Source organism: Kitasatospora sp. NPDC024654 (assembly GCF_055559155.1).
Window position 1 is genome coordinate 13,426 of sequence record NZ_JBVHLF010000049.1, and the last position, 18,527, is coordinate 31,952.

16 protein-coding genes and 1 pseudogene are annotated in these 18,527 nt (G+C 73.9%); 4 read left to right on the forward strand and 13 right to left on the reverse strand.

The window, feature by feature from the left end; genetic code table 11:
• Positions 1–98: 98 nt before the first annotated feature.
• On the reverse strand, positions 99–1,001 hold the full coding sequence (locus tag ACZ38L_RS25600) for a hypothetical protein (protein ID WP_465697499.1): 903 nt from the start codon (positions 999–1,001) through the stop codon (positions 99–101).
• A gap of 197 nt (positions 1,002–1,198) precedes the next feature.
• Positions 1,199–1,768, reverse strand: coding sequence for a TetR/AcrR family transcriptional regulator C-terminal domain-containing protein (locus tag ACZ38L_RS25605; RefSeq protein WP_465697538.1), 570 nt, complete (start codon positions 1,766–1,768; stop codon positions 1,199–1,201).
• A 22-nt stretch (positions 1,769–1,790) separates the two neighbouring features.
• Between ACZ38L_RS25605 and ACZ38L_RS25610 the strand changes: the two are divergent.
• Positions 1,791–2,948, forward strand: a pseudogene (locus tag ACZ38L_RS25610) (FAD-dependent monooxygenase); the annotation flags it as partial.
• A 71-nt stretch (positions 2,949–3,019) separates the two neighbouring features.
• Here the strand turns inward: ACZ38L_RS25610 and ACZ38L_RS25615 are convergent.
• The 8 genes from ACZ38L_RS25615 to ACZ38L_RS25650 form a co-directional block, all read right to left on the reverse strand.
• Positions 3,020–3,424, reverse strand: a complete 405-nt coding sequence (locus tag ACZ38L_RS25615) for a YciI family protein (protein WP_465697540.1) — start codon at positions 3,422–3,424, stop codon at positions 3,020–3,022.
• A 91-nt stretch (positions 3,425–3,515) separates the two neighbouring features.
• Complete coding sequence (locus tag ACZ38L_RS25620) at positions 3,516–4,430, reverse strand: DMT family transporter (protein ID WP_465697501.1); 915 nt, start codon at positions 4,428–4,430, stop codon at positions 3,516–3,518.
• A 299-nt stretch (positions 4,431–4,729) separates the two neighbouring features.
• The gene (locus ACZ38L_RS25625) at positions 4,730–6,013 is read right to left on the reverse strand and encodes a hypothetical protein (protein WP_465697503.1); all 1,284 of its coding nucleotides are present in this window, start codon (positions 6,011–6,013) and stop codon (positions 4,730–4,732) included.
• Positions 6,014–6,040: 27 nt separating this feature from the next.
• Positions 6,041–6,280: a hypothetical protein gene (locus tag ACZ38L_RS25630; RefSeq protein ID WP_465697505.1), complete on the reverse strand. Its 240-nt coding sequence runs from the start codon at positions 6,278–6,280 to the stop codon at positions 6,041–6,043.
• Positions 6,277–8,091 carry an FAD-dependent oxidoreductase gene (locus ACZ38L_RS25635; RefSeq protein ID WP_465697542.1) on the reverse strand — a complete coding sequence of 605 codons (1,815 nt, stop codon included), beginning with the start codon at positions 8,089–8,091 and terminating at the stop codon, positions 6,277–6,279. The genes ACZ38L_RS25630 and ACZ38L_RS25635 overlap by 4 nt, the downstream gene beginning before the upstream one ends.
• A gap of 5 nt (positions 8,092–8,096) precedes the next feature.
• A complete protein-coding gene (locus tag ACZ38L_RS25640) occupies positions 8,097–8,915 on the reverse strand; it encodes a ferric reductase-like transmembrane domain-containing protein (protein WP_465697507.1) in 819 nt (272 codons plus the stop codon).
• 318 nt (positions 8,916–9,233) lie between these two features.
• Complete coding sequence (locus ACZ38L_RS25645; RefSeq protein WP_465697509.1) at positions 9,234–10,670, reverse strand: sensor histidine kinase; 1,437 nt, start codon at positions 10,668–10,670, stop codon at positions 9,234–9,236.
• Positions 10,667–11,401, reverse strand: coding sequence for a response regulator transcription factor (locus ACZ38L_RS25650; protein WP_465697511.1), 735 nt, complete (start codon positions 11,399–11,401; stop codon positions 10,667–10,669). The genes ACZ38L_RS25645 and ACZ38L_RS25650 overlap by 4 nt, the downstream gene beginning before the upstream one ends.
• Positions 11,402–11,436: 35 nt before the next feature.
• Here ACZ38L_RS25650 and ACZ38L_RS25655 point away from each other — a divergent pair, with 35 nt between their 5' ends.
• Positions 11,437–12,030, forward strand: a complete 594-nt coding sequence (locus ACZ38L_RS25655; protein WP_465697513.1) for a hypothetical protein — start codon at positions 11,437–11,439, stop codon at positions 12,028–12,030.
• A gap of 16 nt (positions 12,031–12,046) precedes the next feature.
• On the opposite strand, the gene ACZ38L_RS25660 is transcribed toward ACZ38L_RS25655, so the two are convergent.
• Positions 12,047–14,872: a SpoIIE family protein phosphatase gene (locus ACZ38L_RS25660; protein WP_465697515.1), complete on the reverse strand. Its 2,826-nt coding sequence runs from the start codon at positions 14,870–14,872 to the stop codon at positions 12,047–12,049.
• Between the two features lie 63 nt (positions 14,873–14,935).
• Positions 14,936–16,138: an AI-2E family transporter gene (locus tag ACZ38L_RS25665; RefSeq protein WP_465697517.1), complete on the reverse strand. Its 1,203-nt coding sequence runs from the start codon at positions 16,136–16,138 to the stop codon at positions 14,936–14,938.
• 156 nt (positions 16,139–16,294) lie between these two features.
• On the opposite strand from ACZ38L_RS25665, the gene ACZ38L_RS25670 reads away from it, so the two are divergent.
• Positions 16,295–16,726 carry a PPOX class F420-dependent oxidoreductase gene (locus tag ACZ38L_RS25670; protein ID WP_465697519.1) on the forward strand — a complete coding sequence of 144 codons (432 nt, stop codon included), beginning with the start codon at positions 16,295–16,297 and terminating at the stop codon, positions 16,724–16,726.
• A gap of 266 nt (positions 16,727–16,992) precedes the next feature.
• Here the strand turns inward: ACZ38L_RS25670 and ACZ38L_RS25675 are convergent, their stop codons facing one another.
• The gene (locus tag ACZ38L_RS25675; RefSeq protein ID WP_465697520.1) at positions 16,993–17,322 is read right to left on the reverse strand and encodes a beta/gamma crystallin domain-containing protein; all 330 of its coding nucleotides are present in this window, start codon (positions 17,320–17,322) and stop codon (positions 16,993–16,995) included.
• Between the two features lie 484 nt (positions 17,323–17,806).
• On the opposite strand from ACZ38L_RS25675, the gene ACZ38L_RS25680 reads away from it, so the two are divergent.
• Complete coding sequence (locus tag ACZ38L_RS25680) at positions 17,807–18,520, forward strand: hypothetical protein (protein ID WP_465697522.1); 714 nt, start codon at positions 17,807–17,809, stop codon at positions 18,518–18,520.
• Positions 18,521–18,527 lie beyond the last annotated feature (7 nt).

The window sequence follows — 18,527 nt, forward strand, 5'->3', positions numbered from 1 at the left end:
CCCCCTCCCCCCCCCCCCCCCCCCCCCCCCCCCCCCCCCCCCCCCCCCCCCCCCCGCCTCCCCCCCCCCCCCCCCCCCCCCCCCACGACTCCTGCCGGCTACTGAAGGGTGACGACCTTGTGCATGCCGAGGACGGCCTGTGACATGCCCGTGGTCTCGTCGGGCACCTCGCTCAGCACCACGTAGTCGCCCGGTGTCAGGCCGTGGGCCTGGACCGCGGCCTGACGGTCGGGCGACAGGCCACCGAGCCCGACACCCGGGCCGGTGAACGGCGACGCCGGGTTCTCGCCGTCGGCGACCTCGTCCAGGTACTGCTGCACCTGGTCGTCGGTGGTCCCCGCGACGACCGGCCGCAGCTCCATCTCCTGGATCTGGCCCGAGCTGTTGTGCACCAGGTAGGCCAGGTGCGCGTGGTCCATGGTCCCGGTCTGGAACCGCGGGCCCTCCTCGGTGCTCTGCTGGATCACCATGCCGTCGGGGTAGCGGATCTGGTTGGCGTTCTGGCCGCTGGTGCCGGCCAGGTTCAGGGTCTTCACCACGGGGTGGGCCGGGTCGGCCCGGAGTGCGGTGAGGTCCACCAGGTAGACCGCGCCGGGGGAGACCTCCTCGGTGAACTGTTCGTGTACCTGCCGGGTGACCATGGCACCGCCCAGCGCCTCGGCCTCGCCGTGGACCGCCCGGATCCCGGAGGCCGCGGTGGACGGCGTGGAGCTGACCGAGTCGGCCAGGTCCCGCAGCACCTGGTCCATGCTGACGCCGTCGTGCGGGCGCAACAGCTGGAGCTGGCGGCCGTTCGGGTCGTCGGTCTGGACCCGGAAGCTGACCAGGCCGCCCTGGTGGCTGTCCGGCGCCTGGATTCCCGCACGGTTGACGCTCAGCAGGACCGGGTGGTCCTCGGGGGAGGCGGCGGTCGCCGTCCCGGCGCCGCTGATGGTGCTCGTGACGGCGAGGGCGGCGATGGCCGCGACCCGGGTTGCGCGGCAGAGCGGATGAGCTGACATGAAGATCCTTTCGATGGGTTACCCCCGGCGCGAAGGATCCCCAGCCGCACGCGTGGCACAGCCGTTCGCGGCAGAACCGATCCGAACGGCCTAGCGCGTGGTGCGCGGCCGGCGCCGTCCGGCTATGGGGGCCTGTCCGGCGGATCCCCTCGGGCCCGCGACGCCGGGCTGATCCGAACGGATCCGCCGGACGGGCCCTAGCGGTGTGCGAGGCCGTCGATCATCAGGGCGAGGGCGAACTCGAACCGGTCGTGGCCCTCGCCGGCGGTGAGCTCGGCGGCGTGGCGGGTGGTGTGGGGGAAGGTCTCGGCGGGCAGGGCGGTGAACCGGCGGAGCAGCTCGTCGCGGTCGACGACCCAGGCGGCGTCATCACGTGCTGACCGCTGGCGCGCGATCGATGTCTCGAGGCAGTAGGCGGCCACGTACAACAGGAGGGCGTCGGCGGCCCAGGCGGCGGCCTGCGGAGCGACGCCACCGGCGAGCAGGATCGCGAGCATTCCTTCGGTGACGCGCACGGTCTCGAGGTCGGTGGGGGCCATGGCGAGCGCGGCGCGGGAGATTCCGGGGTACTTCAGGTACTGGTCGCGTACCTGGGCGCACACGCCGCGGATCTGCTCCCGCCAGGTGGCGGGGTCAGGCTCGGGTAGGACGAGCCCGGCGCACAGCCGCCCGATGAGCAGCTCGTCGAGGTCGGCCTTGTTGACCACGTGGGCGTAGAGCGAGGCGGGGCCGGTGTCGAGCGCGCCGGCCAGCCGGCGCATGGTCAGCGCCTCGTAACCCTCCGTGGCTGAGGAGCTGCTGGCCGGCCATGTCGCGCGGCTCGGCGTACCGGTGCGTCGCGGGGTGGAGGTCACCGCGCTCGAGGACACCGGCGACGCCGTGCTCGTCGGCACCACTGCCGGCACGGTGCGCACCGGGTGGCTGGTCGGGTGCGACGGCGGGCGCAGCACCGTGCGCCGCCTCGCGGGCATCGACTTCCCCGGCACCGACCCCGAACTCACCGGACACCTGCCGGTCGTGGACCTCGCCGATCCCTCGGTGTTCGTGAACGGGTGGGCATGGTCGACCCGGGGGGCGTACCGCTACGGGCCACAGCCCGGGCGGGTGGTGACCGTGGAGTTCGGCGGCGCTCCCGCCGACCGCTGGGCGCCGGTGACCCTCGAGGAGGTGCAGGCCAGTCTGCGCCGGGTCTCGGGCACCGACGTCACGCTGACCGCGCTGCGCGGCACCGCGACCCGCTGGACGGACAACGCCCGCCAGGCCGCGACCTACTGGTCGGGGCGGGTGCTGCTGGCCGGCGACGCCGCGCACGTGCACTCGCCGTTCGGCGGGCAGGGGCTCAACCTCGGGGTCGGCGACGCGATGAACCTCGGTTGGAAGCTCGGTGCCGTGGTCACCGGATGGGCTCCCGAAGGGCTGCTCGACACCTACGACGCCGAGCGTCGTCCCCTCGGTGCCTGGGTGCTGGACTGGACGCGGGCCCAGATCGGGGTGATGCGCGGGGACGCCAAGTCGGCCGCGCTCCGGGAGGTCGTCGCCGACCTGCTGGGTACCCGGGCCGGCACGACCTACGCGGTCAAGAAGATCTCCGGTGTCACGCAGCGCATCGACCTGCCCGGTGACCATCCCCTGGTCGGCCGGTTCGTCCCCGACCTGTGGCTGAGGGACGGCTCCCGTCTGGTCGACCACGGTCACGGCGGCGGGTTCCTGCTGCTAGACCGCACGCCGGACGGCGCGTTCGCCCGCCTCGCCGCGGCCTGGCCCGGGCGGGTGCGCAGCGTGACCGACGACCACGCGACGCCGACCGGGGTGCTGGTGCGCCCGGACGGGGTGGTCGCCTGGGCCTCCGACAGCACCGGCACCGCCGCCGTCACCGGTCTCGAAGCCGCCCTGCACCGGTGGGCCGGCGCGCCGTCGTGCTCACCCGGGCACGAGCCGGTGGGCTGAACCCCGGTCCGCGTCGACCTCAGCGGGGGTACCGCCGGGTGGCGACGAGCATCCGGGTGACGCCGACACGGTTAGTGGCCCCGGCCCTGCTCGGCGGGCGGCACGGCGAACACCTCGCGCACCTCGATCGGCATGTTCAGCGGCCGTCCGCCGGGGCCGGGCGCCGCCGAGATCCGGGCGGCGATCTCGGCCGCCCGTTCGGGGCCCGCGCAGTCCGTGATCCAGTAGCCGGCCAGGAACTCCTTGGTCTCGGGGAACGGGCCTTCGGTGATCCGCGGCCTGCCGTCGGCCCCGGCGCGGACGATCCGGGTGGTGTCCGGCATGGCCAGGCCCTGCGCGTGCAGCAGCTCACCGGAGGCGGTCAGCTCGCGGTTGGTGGCCTGCATGAACGCGACGTGCGCCCGGACGTCCTGCTCGGGCCACTCGGTGATCACCGGGAAGTCGGTGCTCCGGGCGCTGAACTGCATCAGCAACATGTACTTCACGGCCTGCTCCTCGCGCTCTCGGCCCGGTCGCGCCCCGATCGGCGCAGCCGCCCGCTCGGGGACGAGGCCGCTCGAGGACAAGCTAGCGAGCCGTGGGCCGATGCACGCGCGGAGCGGGCCCCTCGTCGGCCGACTGGGCCACCATCCGGGCCAGCGGAGTGCGGGCCAGCGCGACCGCGCCGACCGCGACCAGCGCGGCACCCAGCAGCTCCGGGAGGATCCACCAGCCGCCGCGCACCCGTTCGTCGTACAGGGTCATCCCGAGGGTCAGGCTGACCAGCGCGTCACCCAGGGTGAGCGCGGGCTGCGAGGCGACCAGCGGGCCGGACTGCAGCGCGTTCTCCAGCAGGAACAGCGCGCCCGCCCCGGCCATCGCGAAGGCGTAGGTCTGCCAGGTCAGGAAGAACGAGGTCACCCCGCGGTCGGCCAGGGTGTGCGTCGCGGACTTCATCAGCGCGGCGGTCAGCGCGTAGCAGATCGCCGCGGCGGCGGCCAGGCTGCCGGCCCGGAACCGGCCCGGCGGGCGCTTGATCCCCGCGCCGGTGAGCAGCACCACCGCCCCGCCGCAACCGATCAGCACCGGGATCCAGCGCACCAGCGGCGCGCTGCTGGCCCCGCCGGAGGGCGCGGCGGCCGCCATCGCCGTCCCGAGGCCGACCACCACGCAGGCCACCGCCAGCCAGCCGCGCGGCGGCAGCCGGCGGCGCAGCACCCGGGAGCCGATCACCAGGGCCAGCGGCAGCTCGACCACGAAGAGCGGCTGGACCACCGTCATCTCGCCACTGGCCAGCGCCGCCGCCTGGAAGATCGCCGCACCGATCACCGCCACCATGCCGACCAGCCAGACCGGCCGGTGCAGCAGGTCCAGCAGCAGGCTCGCGCGCAGCCCGGCCGACTGCGGTACGGACAGCGTCGCGAGCCGTTGCAGCACCGTGGCCACGGCGTTGCTGAGGGCTGCGCAGAGCGCGAGTCCGATCGGCAGCATGACCTGCCGCATGGGCTGGGCCTCCGTCCGGTCACCGGCAACACGGCCGCCCGCCCCGTACGCCCGCGCCGGCAGCCCGCCGGCGACGCACCGGCCACGATCATTCCTACCCCATCGGCGGCCGGGGACCACCTGTGGATGATCGGCGGGCCGGGGCCGGCCGCACCGTGTGCGGTGCGGCCGACCAGGACGCCTGCCGGAGCGTGCCGCGGCGCCCGGGGGCCGGTCGGGACGGCCACCACCCGGGTGGCCGGGCGGCCCGACCGGCCGGGTGCGGCGGGGTCCGCGCCCGCCGCACCCGCCCGGGGCGCTCAGGTGTGCACCTGCGCGTCGTCGCCCTGGCCCGGTGCGGGCGGGACGCCGGTCGGGCAGCCCAGGTTGGTGAGCGAGGCGGTGAGCCGCTGGCTGAGGAAGGTGAAGAGGCTCTGGCCGGCCTGCGGGGAGGGTGCCTGGGCGGTGAAGCGGTGGTCGAGCCGGATCCGGCGGGCGCCGATCGAGGCGATCCGCGAGCAGTACGTCCGCGGGTCGCCGTTGTCCGCGTTGTTCAGCTGCGGCTGGTCCACTCCGGCCCGGTAGAGATTGGTCTTGGTCCGGCTCAGCTGGTTGTCCACCAGCACCATCGGGTCGTTGAGCGGGACCAACGCGACCGGGGCCGCCTGGTCGGCGGCGGCCTGGAGCTCGTCGAGCCCGAGTGAGGTGGTCCGGGCGCCGGGGTCGGCCAGGTCGGGCGCGGTCCACGGGGTGCACCCAAGGGCCGGGTCCTCGAAGTTGGTCAGCAGCAGGTTGTCGCTCCCGTTGACCAGTGAAGTGCTGTTCTGCACGCCCGAGTTGGCTGCGGTCTTCTGCGCGGTCCGGCCGCGCCGGTCGACCAGGTACTCGGTGGTGACGTTGTCGCTCTGGTCCTGGTCGACCAGGCCGAAGTCCCTGGTGGTCAGGCAGGGTTGACCGTCCTTGCCGGTGCCGATCGGTGGTACCGGGAGCTTTCCGGCCCGCTCGGCGGCGTTCGCGGTGGCGAAGAAGGCCGGGGCGTTGCAGTAGGCGAACTGGCCGAACGGCTGGCCCGGGGTGCCGTTGACGCAGTCGCCGGCGGCGAGTTGGCCGTTCAGGGTGAGCACGGTGCCGTTGAAACCGAACCAGATCCCGACCACGGCGTGCGCCGGCAGGGTCGGCAGCACCGGGGCGACCGCGGGCTGCCGGCCCGCGTCGGTGACCAGCGGGTCGTAGACCGAGACCGCGCCGGTGTCCCGGTCGACGATGGTGGCCTGGACGAACGCCGACTGGTTGGCGTCGGCCTCGTGGCACGGGCCCTGCCGCGGGTCGGTGGCGGTGAGGGTGTACGGGGTGGCCAGACCGGCCGCGGTGAGCGGCGCGGCCGGCACGGTGAGGGTGCAGTTGGGGTTGGGCTGCGCGGTCGGCGCCGGGGTGGGGCCGCCGGCTCGGGCGGCCGGCGTGGTGGCGGCGAAGGAGACGCCGAGCACCGAGGCGGCGGCGGCCAGCGTGCCGCCGAGGGCCAGCGCGAGGGCGGCGGCCCGGCGACCCCGGAAGTGGGTGCGGTGGCGGCCGGGGCGGGGATCCGGTCGCTGGTGGGAGGCCATCTGACAGTCCTTTACGGGGGAGGGGGATCAGTGCGGGGCGGGGGCCGCCTGGGCGATGCCCGGGCCGGAGTTCGGGGCCTGCTCGGGCGGCATCGGCGGCGCGGTCAGCAGGACGTGCAGGTAGGCGCCCATCGCGAGGGTCATCACGGTGGCGATCAGCAGCCAGCGCACGTGCAGCCGGGCGGGCAGGCCGAGCAGCCAGGGCAGCATCCCGGCGTACGGGGGACGGGGGGAGCGCCGCGTCCGGCGGCTCCTGCGGCGGCTCAACGGCGCCTCCTTCGGTTGCCGGCCCGGCCCTGTCGGGGGACCGGGTGGGGAGCGAGCGGGCCGGGCAACGCCGCCCGGGGGCGGTCGGTCCGGCCGATGAGGTCGCGGTAGGCGAGCAACTGGCGTGGCATGTCGAAGGCGACCGCGGCCACCAGCTGCGGACCCTGCGGGGTGTCACGGGTGTAGGTGGCGACGAAGCTCTCCGAGCGCAGCGAGCCCTCGACGATCTCCACCCGCTCGCCGAGCGCCGGGATGCCGACCGCCTGTAGCCGCCTGCCGTGCTGCTCGGACCAGAACCGCGGCACGGGTGTGAACCGGGCCGCCCGGCCCGGCCCGCGGAGCAGCGAGTCGGCCGCGTGCTGGCCCATCTCGACCGCGTGGATGAGGTGTTCGATCCGGCGTGGCGTGGCGTCGAAGCGCGCGTTGGGCCAGCGGGCCACGTCGCCGGCCGCCACCACTCCCGACACCGGACGGCCGCTCAGGTCCAGCACGTGGCAGGTGGCGTCGCAGAGCACGCCGTCGGCGGCGTCCAGCCCGCTGCCGCGCAGCCACTCGGTGCGCGGCACGCTGCCCAGGCCCAGCACCACGAAGTCGGCGTTGACGACCTCTCCGTCGTCCAGCCGCAGCCGCAGGCCGTCGCCGGTGTCCACCCACTCGGTGATCTGGGTGCTCAGCCGGACGTCCACCCCGGCCCGGGCCTGGATCCGGCCGACCACCTCGCCCAGCCGGCGGCCGAGCACCCGGCGCAGCAGCGGAGCACTGTGCACCACCAGGGTCACGTCCATGCCGTGGTCCCGGGCGGTGCAGGCGAGTTCGCAGCCGACGAAGCCGCCGCCGAGGATCACCACGTGGTGCGCCCGGGCGGTGTGCAGGGCCCGGCGGATCGCCGCGGCGTCCTCCAGGGTCCGTACCGTGCGCACCCGTTCGCTGAAGACCGGGGCCTCGGGCAGTCGTCGGGCGTCCACCCCGGTGGCGATCACCAGTCCGTCGTACGGGAGTTGCTCCCCGCCGCGCAGCTCGATGGTGCGGGCCGCCGCGTCCAGCCCGACCATCCGGGTGTCCAGCAGCCAGTGCGCGTCGATCGGCCCGTCCACCCGGAACTCCAGCTCTTCGGCGGTCAGTTCACCGGCCAGGTACTGCTTGGAGAGCGGCGGACGGCTGTAGGCGAGCCGGGACTCCTCGCCGACCACCACCAGCTCGCCGTCGAAGCCGCGTTCGCGCAGCCGGGTCGCGGCGCTGAGACCGGCCAGGCCGCCGCCGGCCACCACGATCCGGCGCAGGCTGGGACGGGTGGCCGTGCCGCTGCGTCCGGACCGGCGGGCCGGCGCGGGCGGGGCGGCGGTGCGCACCGAGACGGCCTGCATCGGACAGCAGCGGGCCGCCTGGCGGGCCTTGGCGGCCGAGTGGGCGGGCACGTTGGCGGTGTAGTGCAGCGATCCGCTCTCGGCGATCCGGAAGATCTCAGGGGCCTCCTGCTGGCAGATGCCGTAGATGTGGCAGCGGTTGTTGTCCACGCTCACCTTGACCGGCCCGGCCTCCGGGACGAGCTGCGGGCGCGCCGGCGAGAAGGACTCGGCGGGGATCGGCTCCGGCTCGTCGGCGGTTGGCAACGGGCCCGCGGGGATGACTGGTTGAGGCATCGGAGCCGGAACGGGGTACCCGGGTGGCGGCACCGGGACCAGCAGGCCGGGCGCCGGAACCGCTGGCGCGGGCGGCTGTGGGTAGACCGGATAGCCGACCGGTACGTACGGCGTGGGATACGTCGTGGGCACGGCCTGGGCAGGCCACTCCTGCGGCCAGGGGCTCGGCACGGTGCTCAAGCGGCGGTCTCCATCCGGAACGCGCGCTGCCGGAGCCGGGAGCGCGAGGGGAGCAGCCGGATCAGGAAGGCCAGCAGGCAGGCTCCCGCGCCGGCCCCGACGCCGATCGCCACCAGGTCCAGGTGGCGCGGCTCGGGGTGCACGGTGAAGATGTGCAGCCAGATCAACCCGAAGGAAAGATAGGCGAGTTGGTGGAACTTCAACCAGCGTCGGTAGCCCATCGCCTGCTGCAGCCAGACCGAACAGGCGGCCGCGATGGCCAGTTCGGTGCCGAGGATCCCGAAGCCCACCGGGACCCGCTGGAGCCCACCCAGGAACGGGATCACCAGCTCGCGGGTGCTGATCTGCCACACCGGCTGGTAGAGGAAGGTCACGCCGTGCAGGCAACCGAAGATCAGCGCGGAGAGCGCCAGCGTCATGTGGGCGCCGTAGACCGTGGCGCGGTTGACCACCCGCTGGAAGTACCGCATTCGCAACACCACACCGAGCACCACGGTGGCCGTCATCAGTGCGTAGGCGATCAGTGCGGCCAGCCGGGCGATCTTGTGTGATCCCATGTCGTAGGGGATCTGCTTGCGGTAGGCGTCCAGTGGCGAGCCGGGGATCACCGCCTGGTCCGGCGGCAGGTGCGCCGAGACCGTGGTCAGGTCGGCGGCGTGGGCCGGCCAGGCCGGCGGGCCGAGCAGCAGCAGGACCACCAGGACGAGCGTCAGGGCCGTCGCCAGCGCGGGAAGGGCGGCGGCGCGGAGCCGGCTGTCGGGACCGCGTCGCCCCGTGCCCGGCCGGCCGCTGGAGGACGCTGCGTCAGCAACCATGTGTCGTGACTTCCTTGCTTCGTGTCCGCTGCGGGCCGGTCGGCGGACCGAGTCCGACGCCCCGGGTGCCCGCATCTCATCGCCGGACAGGGGGGATTGGCCGCCCGATCGAGTGGGCAGCAGAGCCCTTCGGGGGATCACCGTCTCCGGCATCGCCGAGCGTAGGGGTGCGCGACCCGGCCGAGGTCCGGGAGTGTGGGTCGCTAAGAAAGCCCTAATGTTCCCCTCAGGTGATGCTTGGCAACCCCAACTGGTACGTACCAAAAGGGCGTTCCCCGGATCCCTGCTCGGATCCCGGGAACGCCCTGACCAGCGTGCTCAGCGCGCGGTGCGCCGGCCGAGCCACCTGGGCAGCCCGCGCCGGCGGGCCCGCCCGTCCCGGCCGCGCCGGTGCCGCCAGCGCCGCCGTCCGCCGCCGCCCGACTCGGCGGCCAGTCCGAGCGTCACCTCCACCCGGGCGCCGCCGAGCGGGCCGCGCAGGATCCGCAGCTGCCCGCCGGTGGCCGCGGCGGCCTGCCGGGCGATGTCCAGCCCCAGTCCGGTGGAGCCGCCGACGCTCACCCCACGGGAGAGTGCGCTGCGCGGGTCGGCGATCCCGGGGCCGGCGTCGTCCACCAGCAGCAGCACGCTCTGCGCGGTTCGCTCGACCGTCACCGCGAACGCGGTGCCCTGCGGCGTGTGTCGGAAGACGTTGCCGACCAGCGCGTCCACCACGGCCGCCAGGTCGTCCTCCGGCACCCGCACCGGGGTCGGCTCGTCGGTCGCCGTGAAGCCGCAGCCGCGGTCCTGCTGCTCGGCCAGCACGGACCAGAAGCCGACCCGGTGCGCGGCCACCTCGGTGGCCTCGGTGAACCCGCCGGCCGGCCTGGCCCGCCGGCCGGCGCCGCGGCCCCGTCCGTCCCCGCGCTGCGGCGGCCGGACGGCCAGCGGGGTGCGGGCGGCCAGGATGATCGAGTCCAGCTCGTTCTCCAGGTGGTGCACCGCCGAGGTGATCCGCTGGGCCCCGGCCACCGGACCGATCTGCTCGGCCGCCAGATGCAGCGCCATCAGTGGAGTGCGCAGCCGGTGCGACAGGTCGGCCACCAACTCGCGCTCGGTAGCCAGTAGTTGGGTGATCCGGTCGGCCATCGCGTTGAACGCCAGCCCGGCCTCGTGGAGTTCGGGGGGGCCGCCGGGCGCCACCCGGACGTCCAGGTCGCCACCGCCCAGCGTGTTCGAGGCCCGGGACAGGCTCCGGGCGGAGCGCACCAGTTGGGCCGCGAGCCGGTCCGCGACCAGCACCGACCCGGTCACCAGGCCGAGCGCCAGCAGCGACATCACCGTCCAGCCGGTCGCCACGCCCTGGGTCAACGCGGCCTGCGGGACGAACTCCTCGACCACCGCGACCCGGTCCTGCGCCAGCAGCACCGGTTGCAGGTAGTCCCAACCGCCCGGGACGTCCCGGGCGATCGACTCACGCTGCCCGGTGGCCTGCGCCAGCAGCGCGCCGGGCGCGTGCGAGGTACCGATCAGCACGCCGCCGGGCAGGTGCACGCAGAGCCGGCCGGTCGGGTCGACCCCGCTCACCACCCCGCGCAGGTCGGCCGGTTGGGTGGACAGTGCCAGTACCGGCGCCACCGCGGCGGCCCGTTGCTCGGCCGACTGGGTCGCCTGGGTGCGCACCTGGGTGCGCAGCAACACCGCCAGCGGGATCAGGAAGGAGAGCGCCACCATGGCGGTCACGGCCAGCGCCACCATGGCCAGCGTCCGTCTCACTGAGGCGACACCAGCTTCACACCCACTCCACGCACGGTGTGCAGGTAGCGTGGCCGCACGGCCCGTTCGCCGAGCTTGCGGCGCAGGCAGGAGAGGTGCACGTCGACGGTCTGCTCGTCCACGTACGGTTGGCGCCACACCTCGGCGAGGATCCGCCGGCGCGACACCACCCGACCGGCATTCCGGGCCAGGAACTCCAGCAGGTCGAACTCGCGCCGGGTCAGGCCGAGTTCACGCCCCGAGAGATGCGCGGTACGGGCCAGCGGGTCGATCCGCAGTTCGCCCACGGTCAACTGCTCGGCGGGCTGCCGGTCCGGATAGCCGGTACCCGGCAGACCTCGCGCCGTCGCTCCGACCGCCCCCGGCCCGCGCTCGTAGCGCCGCAGCACCGCGCTCAGCCGGGCGATCAACTGGCCACCGGAGAAAGGCTTGACGAGATAGTCGTCGGCCCCCGCGTTGAGCAGTCTGATGACCTCCAGGTCGTCGTCACGGGCGGTGGCGACCAGGACCGGCACCTGTGACAGGCCGCGGATCATCCGCAGCGCGTCGGCGCCGTCGAGGTCCGGCAGGCCGAGGTCGAGCACCACCGCGTCGGGTTGCCACTGGGTGATCTCCCGCAGCGCGCCGAAGCCGTCGGGCGAACTGCGTACCAGATGGCCCTGGGCACTGAGCAGTTCTATCAGCGAGGTGCGGATGACCGGGTCGTCTTCCACGACGAGGACGGACGTCATGCAGCACACCGTAGCCGATGAGGCAGGATGGCCCGGTGCGACCTGTTCTGCGGTACCCGCTCATCTGGTTGGGCTGCACGGCCGTCAGCGTCGGCGCCGTGATGTTCACGGTGGTCTACGTGGCCGGCACCGGCGCGGCCGGCCTGCCCGTCTCCCGTACGGTGATCGCCACCGCGGTGGCCGTCCCGATCGAGGACACCCCGAGCCCGTCACCCAGCGGGCAGATCGGCGACGCCGTCAGCGGGGCCGCCAGCGCGCCGCCCGCCGCCGCCCCGACGCCTACGCCCAGCCCCACCCCGCCGGCCGCGCCGACCAGCGCCCCGCCACCACCGCCGAGTTCGGCCCCGCCCGCGCCGGGCCCCACGCCCGCGGCCAGCCCCAGCTGCGGGCCGGACGCCGCCGTGCACACCTTCCAGTCCAGCGGCGGCACCGCCACGGTGGCCTTCGGTGAGGCCGGCGTCTGCCTGGTCACCGTGGTCCCGGCCACCGGCTTCACCGCCGCGGCGCGGCAGGTCGACCGCAACACCCTGGTGGTGACCTTCAGCAGCGCACAGGGTCAGTCGAAGATCACCGTCACCAGCCAGTCCGAGTCCGCCAACGCCACCATCGAGAACGCTCCGGCCTCCTGAGAGCAGGTCTGAGCGGTCACTCCGTCGGCAGGTCGGCGAGGAACTCCGCCCGCAGCGCCGCCGCGCCGTCCAGCAGTTGCTCGCTCCAGATCACCTTGCCGCCGGGGATGTACCGGGTGCCCCAGCGCTCGGCGAACTGCGCGACCAGGAACAGCCCGCGCCCGCCCTCGTCCAGGGTCGCCGCGTACCGCAGGTGCGGCGCGGTGCTGCTGGCGTCGGAGACCTCGCAGATCAGGGTCCGGTCGTAGAGCAGCCGGACCCGGATCGGCTCGGCGCCGTAGCGGATGGCGTTGGTGAGCAGCTCGCTGAGGATCAGCTCGGTGACGAACGACGCCTCGTCGAGCCCCCAGGCCTCCAGCTGCCGGCTCACCGCGGCACGCACGCCGCTGACGGCCGCCGGGTCGGAGGGCACGTCCCACTCGGCGATCCGGTCGCGGGCCAGCACCCGGGTGCCGGCCACCAGCAGCGCGATGTCGTCGCTCGGCCGGGCGGGCAGCAGCACGTCGAGGACGGCCTGGCAGATCTCCTCCGGAGTCCGGTCGTACGCGTGGTGCAGGGTGTCCCGCAGCAGGTTCAGCCCGACGTCGAGGTCGCGATCGCGGTCCTCGACCAGGCCGTCGGTGTACAGCACCAGCCGGCTGCCCTCGGGGAGCCGCAGCTCGGCGGTCTCGAACGGCAGCAGCGCGGTGCCGAGCGGCGGTCCGGCCGGCACTGCGGCGAACTCCACCGTGCCGTCCGGGTGGACCACGGCGGGTGGCGGGTGGCCGGCCCGGGCCAGCGTGCAGGTCCGGTCCACCGGGTCGTACACCGCGTAGAGGCAGCTGGCCCCGCTGACCGCGGCCTCGCGCCCGGTGGTGCTCTGCTCCAGGTCGATCCGGCTCACCAACTCGTCCAGGTGGCCGAGGAGTTCGTCGGGTGGAAGGTCGAGGGTGGAGAAGTTGTGCACGGCGGTCCGCAGTCGGCCCATGGTCGCGGCGGCGTGCAGACCGTGCCCGACCACGTCGCCCACCACCAGCGCCACCCGGGTGCTGGTCAGCGGGATCACGTCGAACCAGTCGCCGCCCACCCCCGCCTGGGCGGGCAGGTAGCGGTAGGCGACCTCCAGCGCGGTCTGCTCCGGCAGGCCGCGTGGCAGCAGGCTGTGCTGCAGGGTCACCGCCAGTGCGTGCTCGCGGGTGTAGCGGCGGGCGTTGTCGATGCAGAGCGCGGCGTGCGCGGCCAGCTCCTCGGCCAGCGACTGGTCGTCCTCGTCGAACGGTTCCGGCTGCTCCATCCGGAAGAAGTTGGCCACGCCCAGCATCGCGCCGCGGGCCCGCAGCGGGACGGTGATCAGCGAGTGCAGGCCGTACTCGATGATCCGCGTGGTGTGCGCGGGCTTCTGGGCCCGCCAGTCGGTGGCGTCGGCGAGCACCGGCGCGAGCTTGGCCCGCCCGGTGCCCAGGGTCCAGGCCTGCGGGGTGGCCGGGGCGAAGACGATGCTCCGGCCCACCGGGTAGAGCGGGACGTCCGCCCGGATGCCGCCGACGGCCACCCGTCGCATCGGCATGCCGTGGATGGCCGGGGCCTCGTCGCCGATCAGCACGGCCTCGGCCAGGTCGACGGTGACGAAGTCGGCGAACCGCGGCACGGCCACCTGGGCCAGCTCCTCGGCCGTCCGGGTGACGTCCAGGGTGGTGCCGATCGCCATGCTGGCCTCGTGCAGCAGCCGCAGCCGGCTGCGGGCCAGGTCGGCCCGCCCGGTCAGCGCGAGCAGTTCGGTCGAGTCGCGCAGGGTGGCCACGCTGCCCGGCGGCCCGCCGTTGCGGTCGGTCGGCCGGACGTTCACCGCCAGCAGCAGTGCGCCCGCGCCGACCACGTGGTCGGTGACCGGCGAGCCATGGCTCAGCAGCTCGGCCAGCCGCTCGTTCAGGCCCAGCTCGCCGAGCAGGCGGCCCTCGGCGTCCTTCGGCAGGTCCAGCAGCCGGCTCGCCTCGTCGTTGACCAGCAGCACCCGGTTCCGGTCGTCGACGATCAGCACGCCCTCGCGGACGGAGTGCAGCACCGCGTCGTGGTGCTGGTACATCCGGGTCATCTCGGCGGGCCCGAGGCCGAGCGTCTGACGCCGCAGCCGCCGGCTGACCAGCGCGGTACCGGCGGTGGACAGGCCCAGCGCGACGGCCGCCCCGCCCAGCAGCAGCGGCAGCTCGCGGTCGGCCACCCCGCTGACCTTCTTGATCGTGATACCGGCCGAGACCAGCCCGACCACCTTGCCGTTGCTCGGGTCGTCCACCGGCACCACCGCCTGCACCAGCCGGCCGATGGTCCCGTTGATCGTCTCGGTGATCGGGTGACCGGCCAGCGGTGGTCCGATCGTGCCGACGAACTTGTGGCCGATCCGGGCCGGGTTGGGGTGGGTGTAGCGGATCCCCTGGGTGTTGGTGACCACGATGAAGTCGACCCCGGAGGTGACCCGGGCCGCCTCGGCCCGTGGTTGCAGGATCGCGGTCGGGTCGGGGGAGGCCAGCGCGGCCACGATCCCGGGGGAGTTGGCGAAGGTCTGGGCCACCGCGAGGGAGCGGTTGCGGGCCTCGGCCGTGCTGTCGCGCTGGGCCTGCACGAGGAGTTCCAGCACCGCGAACACGATCAGCAGCAGCACGATGACGACCTGCAGGATGAACACCTGCCCCGCGACACTGCGCACGTTCAGTACCGACCACGGGCGCCGCTGCGCCGGCCGCTGCGGGTCCTGGTGCTGGTGCTGGTCCTGCGACGGGTTCCGACGCAGGTCAGGCCGACTCCGTGGGTGCCGACCTGAGGTACGGGGGGCCGACAGGGCCCAGGACCGGCCCCAAAACCGGGCCATACGCCATGTCTACACTGGTTGCCCGCCGGAGGCCAACGGAGTCCGGCCACCTGGCGGAGGTGGTCAGCGGCCTGCTGGCGGGCCGGGGCAGCGGCTGTCCGGAGGCCCGCGCAGCTCGCAGACCACGGCCCAGGCCACCGAGACCACGGGCACCGCCACCACCGCTCCGAGTACCCCCTCCAGCACCGCGCCGCCGGCGACCGACAGGGCCACCGCGACCGGGTGGATCCGCACCGCCCAGCCCATCACCAGCGGGTGCAGCACGTGCCCCTCGATCTGGCCGATGACCACGATCAGTGCCAGCACGATCAGCGCCACCACCGGCCCCCGGGTGGCCAGCGCGACCACCGCCGCCACGGCCAGCGCGATCGGCGAGCCGACCAGGGGGACCAGGGTGGCGAAGAACTCCAGCAGGGTCAGCGGCAGTGCCAGCGGGACCCGCAGCAGCGCCAGCGCGATGCCGACCAGCGCGGCGTTGCTGGCGGCGACGATGACGATCCCCCGGGTGTAACCCGCGAAGGTCCGCCAGGCCACCCGTCCGACCCGGTCCCAGGTGGACCGGGCAGCGGTCGGCAGCTGGTCCTCGGCCCAGCGCCACATCCGGTCCCCGGAGTGGATGAAGAAGATCGAGCAGAACAGCGCCAGCGCCCCCACGGTGGCGAACTCCACCACCCGGCTGGCCCCGCTCACCGCGGTGCTGATCAGCGTCGAGCGGTGCGCGGACAGGTAGGACGCGATCTTCCCCTGCAGTCCGGTCAGGGCCCCCGCCCGGACCCGGAACGGCGGCCCCTCCAGCCATTGCTCGATCCGCCCCAGCCCGCCGCCGAACTCCCGACCCAGCCGGCCCGACTCACTCGCCACCACCTCGCCCACCAGCGCGAACAGGCCACCCAGCAACACCAGGGCGCCGAGCAGGGCGAAGAGCACCGCGAGCGGGCGGGGCAGCGCCCGGCCCAGCAGGTCGGCGGCCGGGCGCAGCACCGAGGTCACCACCAGGGCCAGGAAGAGCGCGATCGCGAGCAGCTCCAGCCGCTGCACCACCAGGTAGGCGGCGTAACCGGCCACCCCGACGACCAGCAGCCGCCAGGCGTACCCGGCCGTCCGGCGCAGCGCCGGTCCCACCGTCGACGGCGCCGCGCGGGCCGGGCCCCGGGACGGGTGGGCGGTGGCGGTGGTCCGCGCCCGCGGCGGGCGGCTGCCGAGCACCGTCGGCCGCCGCGCCCGTTCCCGTCCGGGCCTGGATCGGCCCTGGTCACGGTCGTCCATCCGGCCTCGCCTTTCGCCGTCGTTCCGGTGCCGGGAGGTGGCGCCACACGTCCAGCGTGCAGCAAGCCCGCCCGGACGGCGGGTCGGATGAGCGGGGCACGGGCCGCTGCCCGGGACATAGGATCCGGAGCGTCCCCGAACGGTGGAGGGAGCGGTATGTCCGGAGAGACCGAGCAGGTGCGACTCGAAGAGCTGCTGAGCGCGGCGCGTGGTGGTGTGCTGGTCACCCTGAAGCGCGACGGCCGACCGCAACTCTCCAACGTCAACCACGTCTTCGACCCGGGGACCAGGCTGTTGCGGATCTCCTCCACCGACGACCGGGCCAAGGTCCGCAACCTGCGCCGCGACCCGCGCGCGAGCTTCCACGTCAGCACCGGAACCATGGGCGCCTACGCGGTGGCCGAGGGCGACGCCGACCTCTCGCCGGTGGCGGCGGCCCCCGACGACCCGACCGTCGACGAGCTCGTCGCCGTCTACCGCGCCAACGCCGGTGAGCACCCGGACTGGGCGGAGTTCCGCGCCGCGATGGTCGCCGAACGCCGGGTCGTGATCCGTATCGCGGTCAGCCGCGTCTACGGCCGTGCCTAGGGTCCGTTCCGGGTTCGGATCCCCGCGGCGCCGGGCGGAGCCGGCCGGGCACGTCCGACCGCGGAACACGGACAGTTCCAGCGCGGTGGGAACGGGGGCAGGACGAGCGATGCCGGCCACGCCCGGAACGGCGTGGCCGGCACCCGCAGGCCGGGCGCGAGCGGATGTGCGCCACGGAAAATCCGATGTTCCCCCGGGAAGCGGTGGCAGCGCGGAATGGACGAGCGGTGGAGACGGCCGTTCCGCGATGTCGGCCCGTCAACTCCTCACAGGATCTGGATGGCGACGACCTTCGGCGGACGGTTCGGGAAGGTGATGTCGTGCCAGCGCTCGATCTTCACCGAGTCACCGTTGGCGTCGTAGTAGATCAGGTCGTTGTTCCCCGTGGAGATCCGGTCGACCCACCACCCGCAAAAGTCCGTCTTCCCGGCGTTCGCGTAGCAGTCGACGCTCTGGCGGTCGTCGAGGTGCGACCAGATCTTCAGGAAGTTCTCGCCGCCGACGCACTGCACGTGGTCGATGGCGAAGGCGGTGCCGCTCGGCACGCCGAGGGTGAACGCGGCGGCCGCGGCGAGCGCCACGGCCACGGAACGCACGACATTCTTCCTCGAGCTCACAATTTCTCCTAAATTCGAATATCGAACCGGGAGGTGAATTCGCGACCACCGTGGACGGCGTCGCACCGGACGGGCATCTCGATGCCCCGCGGTGCGGGAATCACGTCACCGCATCTCGTGCTTACACAAACGAAGATCCCGCACAAAAGCCGCGTATGGCAATCTCTTCACCATTCCTGGCTCGAATTGGCAGCACAATGTCCGTATCGCGCCTATTTGGTGTGATTTGGCAGGATTCGAACCTGCGGTCGACGGCCGTGGCCGCCGTGGCCGCCCTCGTCCCCATGGCGCCGGACGACCCGGTCCGGCCCTGTCGCCAACCCCCGCGGTCGGCACACCCGGGGCCTCTCGCGGCGGTCGGCCGGAAGTGGCTGATGGGTGGGCACGCGTGTGTGGCCTTCGTGTCGCGGGTGGCGGAAAACCGTTCGACGGGCCGGGCCGGGGCGGGCCATGATGCGCACTCGTGACGACGTCGAAGCAGTCCCTGGTCCGCGCCAGCGCCCGCAACAACGCCGCGTGGTGCGCGGCGATGAGCCGATCGCACGGCCTGGTCGGTGAGTTGGGGGTGCAGGCCTGGGTCGCCCCGGCCCGGACGCCGCGGTACCACCCGGACGCGGTGACGTTGGTGCCGGGCGCCGACCCGGCCGCCCTGGTGGCCCGGATCGACACCGCCGCGCCCGGCGCCTCCGTCAAGGACAGCTTCGCCGACCTCGATCTGACCGGGGCCGGCTTCCACGTGCTGTTCGAGGCGCAGTGGATCCACCGCCCGGCGGGTGCGCCCGCCGTCGCGTCGGATCTCGGCTGGGACGTGGCGGGCGACCCGGACACGCTGCTCGCCTGGGCGCTCGCCTGGGACGGCGGGGACGGCAACGCGGATCTGTTCCGGTCCGAGCTGCTCGACGACCCTGACACGTATCTGCTCGCCGGGCGGTCCGCCGACGGTCGGGTGGTCGCCGGAGCGGTGGCGAGCCGCGGTGACCACGTGGTCGGAGTCTCCAACGTCTTCGCTCTGGACGGCGGCCCTGACGCGGCCTGGCCGGTCGTACTGGACGCGGTGCGCCACCTGTTCCCCACCTTGCCGGTGGTCGGCTACGAGCACGGCGACGACCTGGCGGCCGCCGTCCGCCACGGCTTCGAGCCGGTCGGTCCGCTGCGGGTCTGGCTGCACGGCTGGTGAGTGGGCC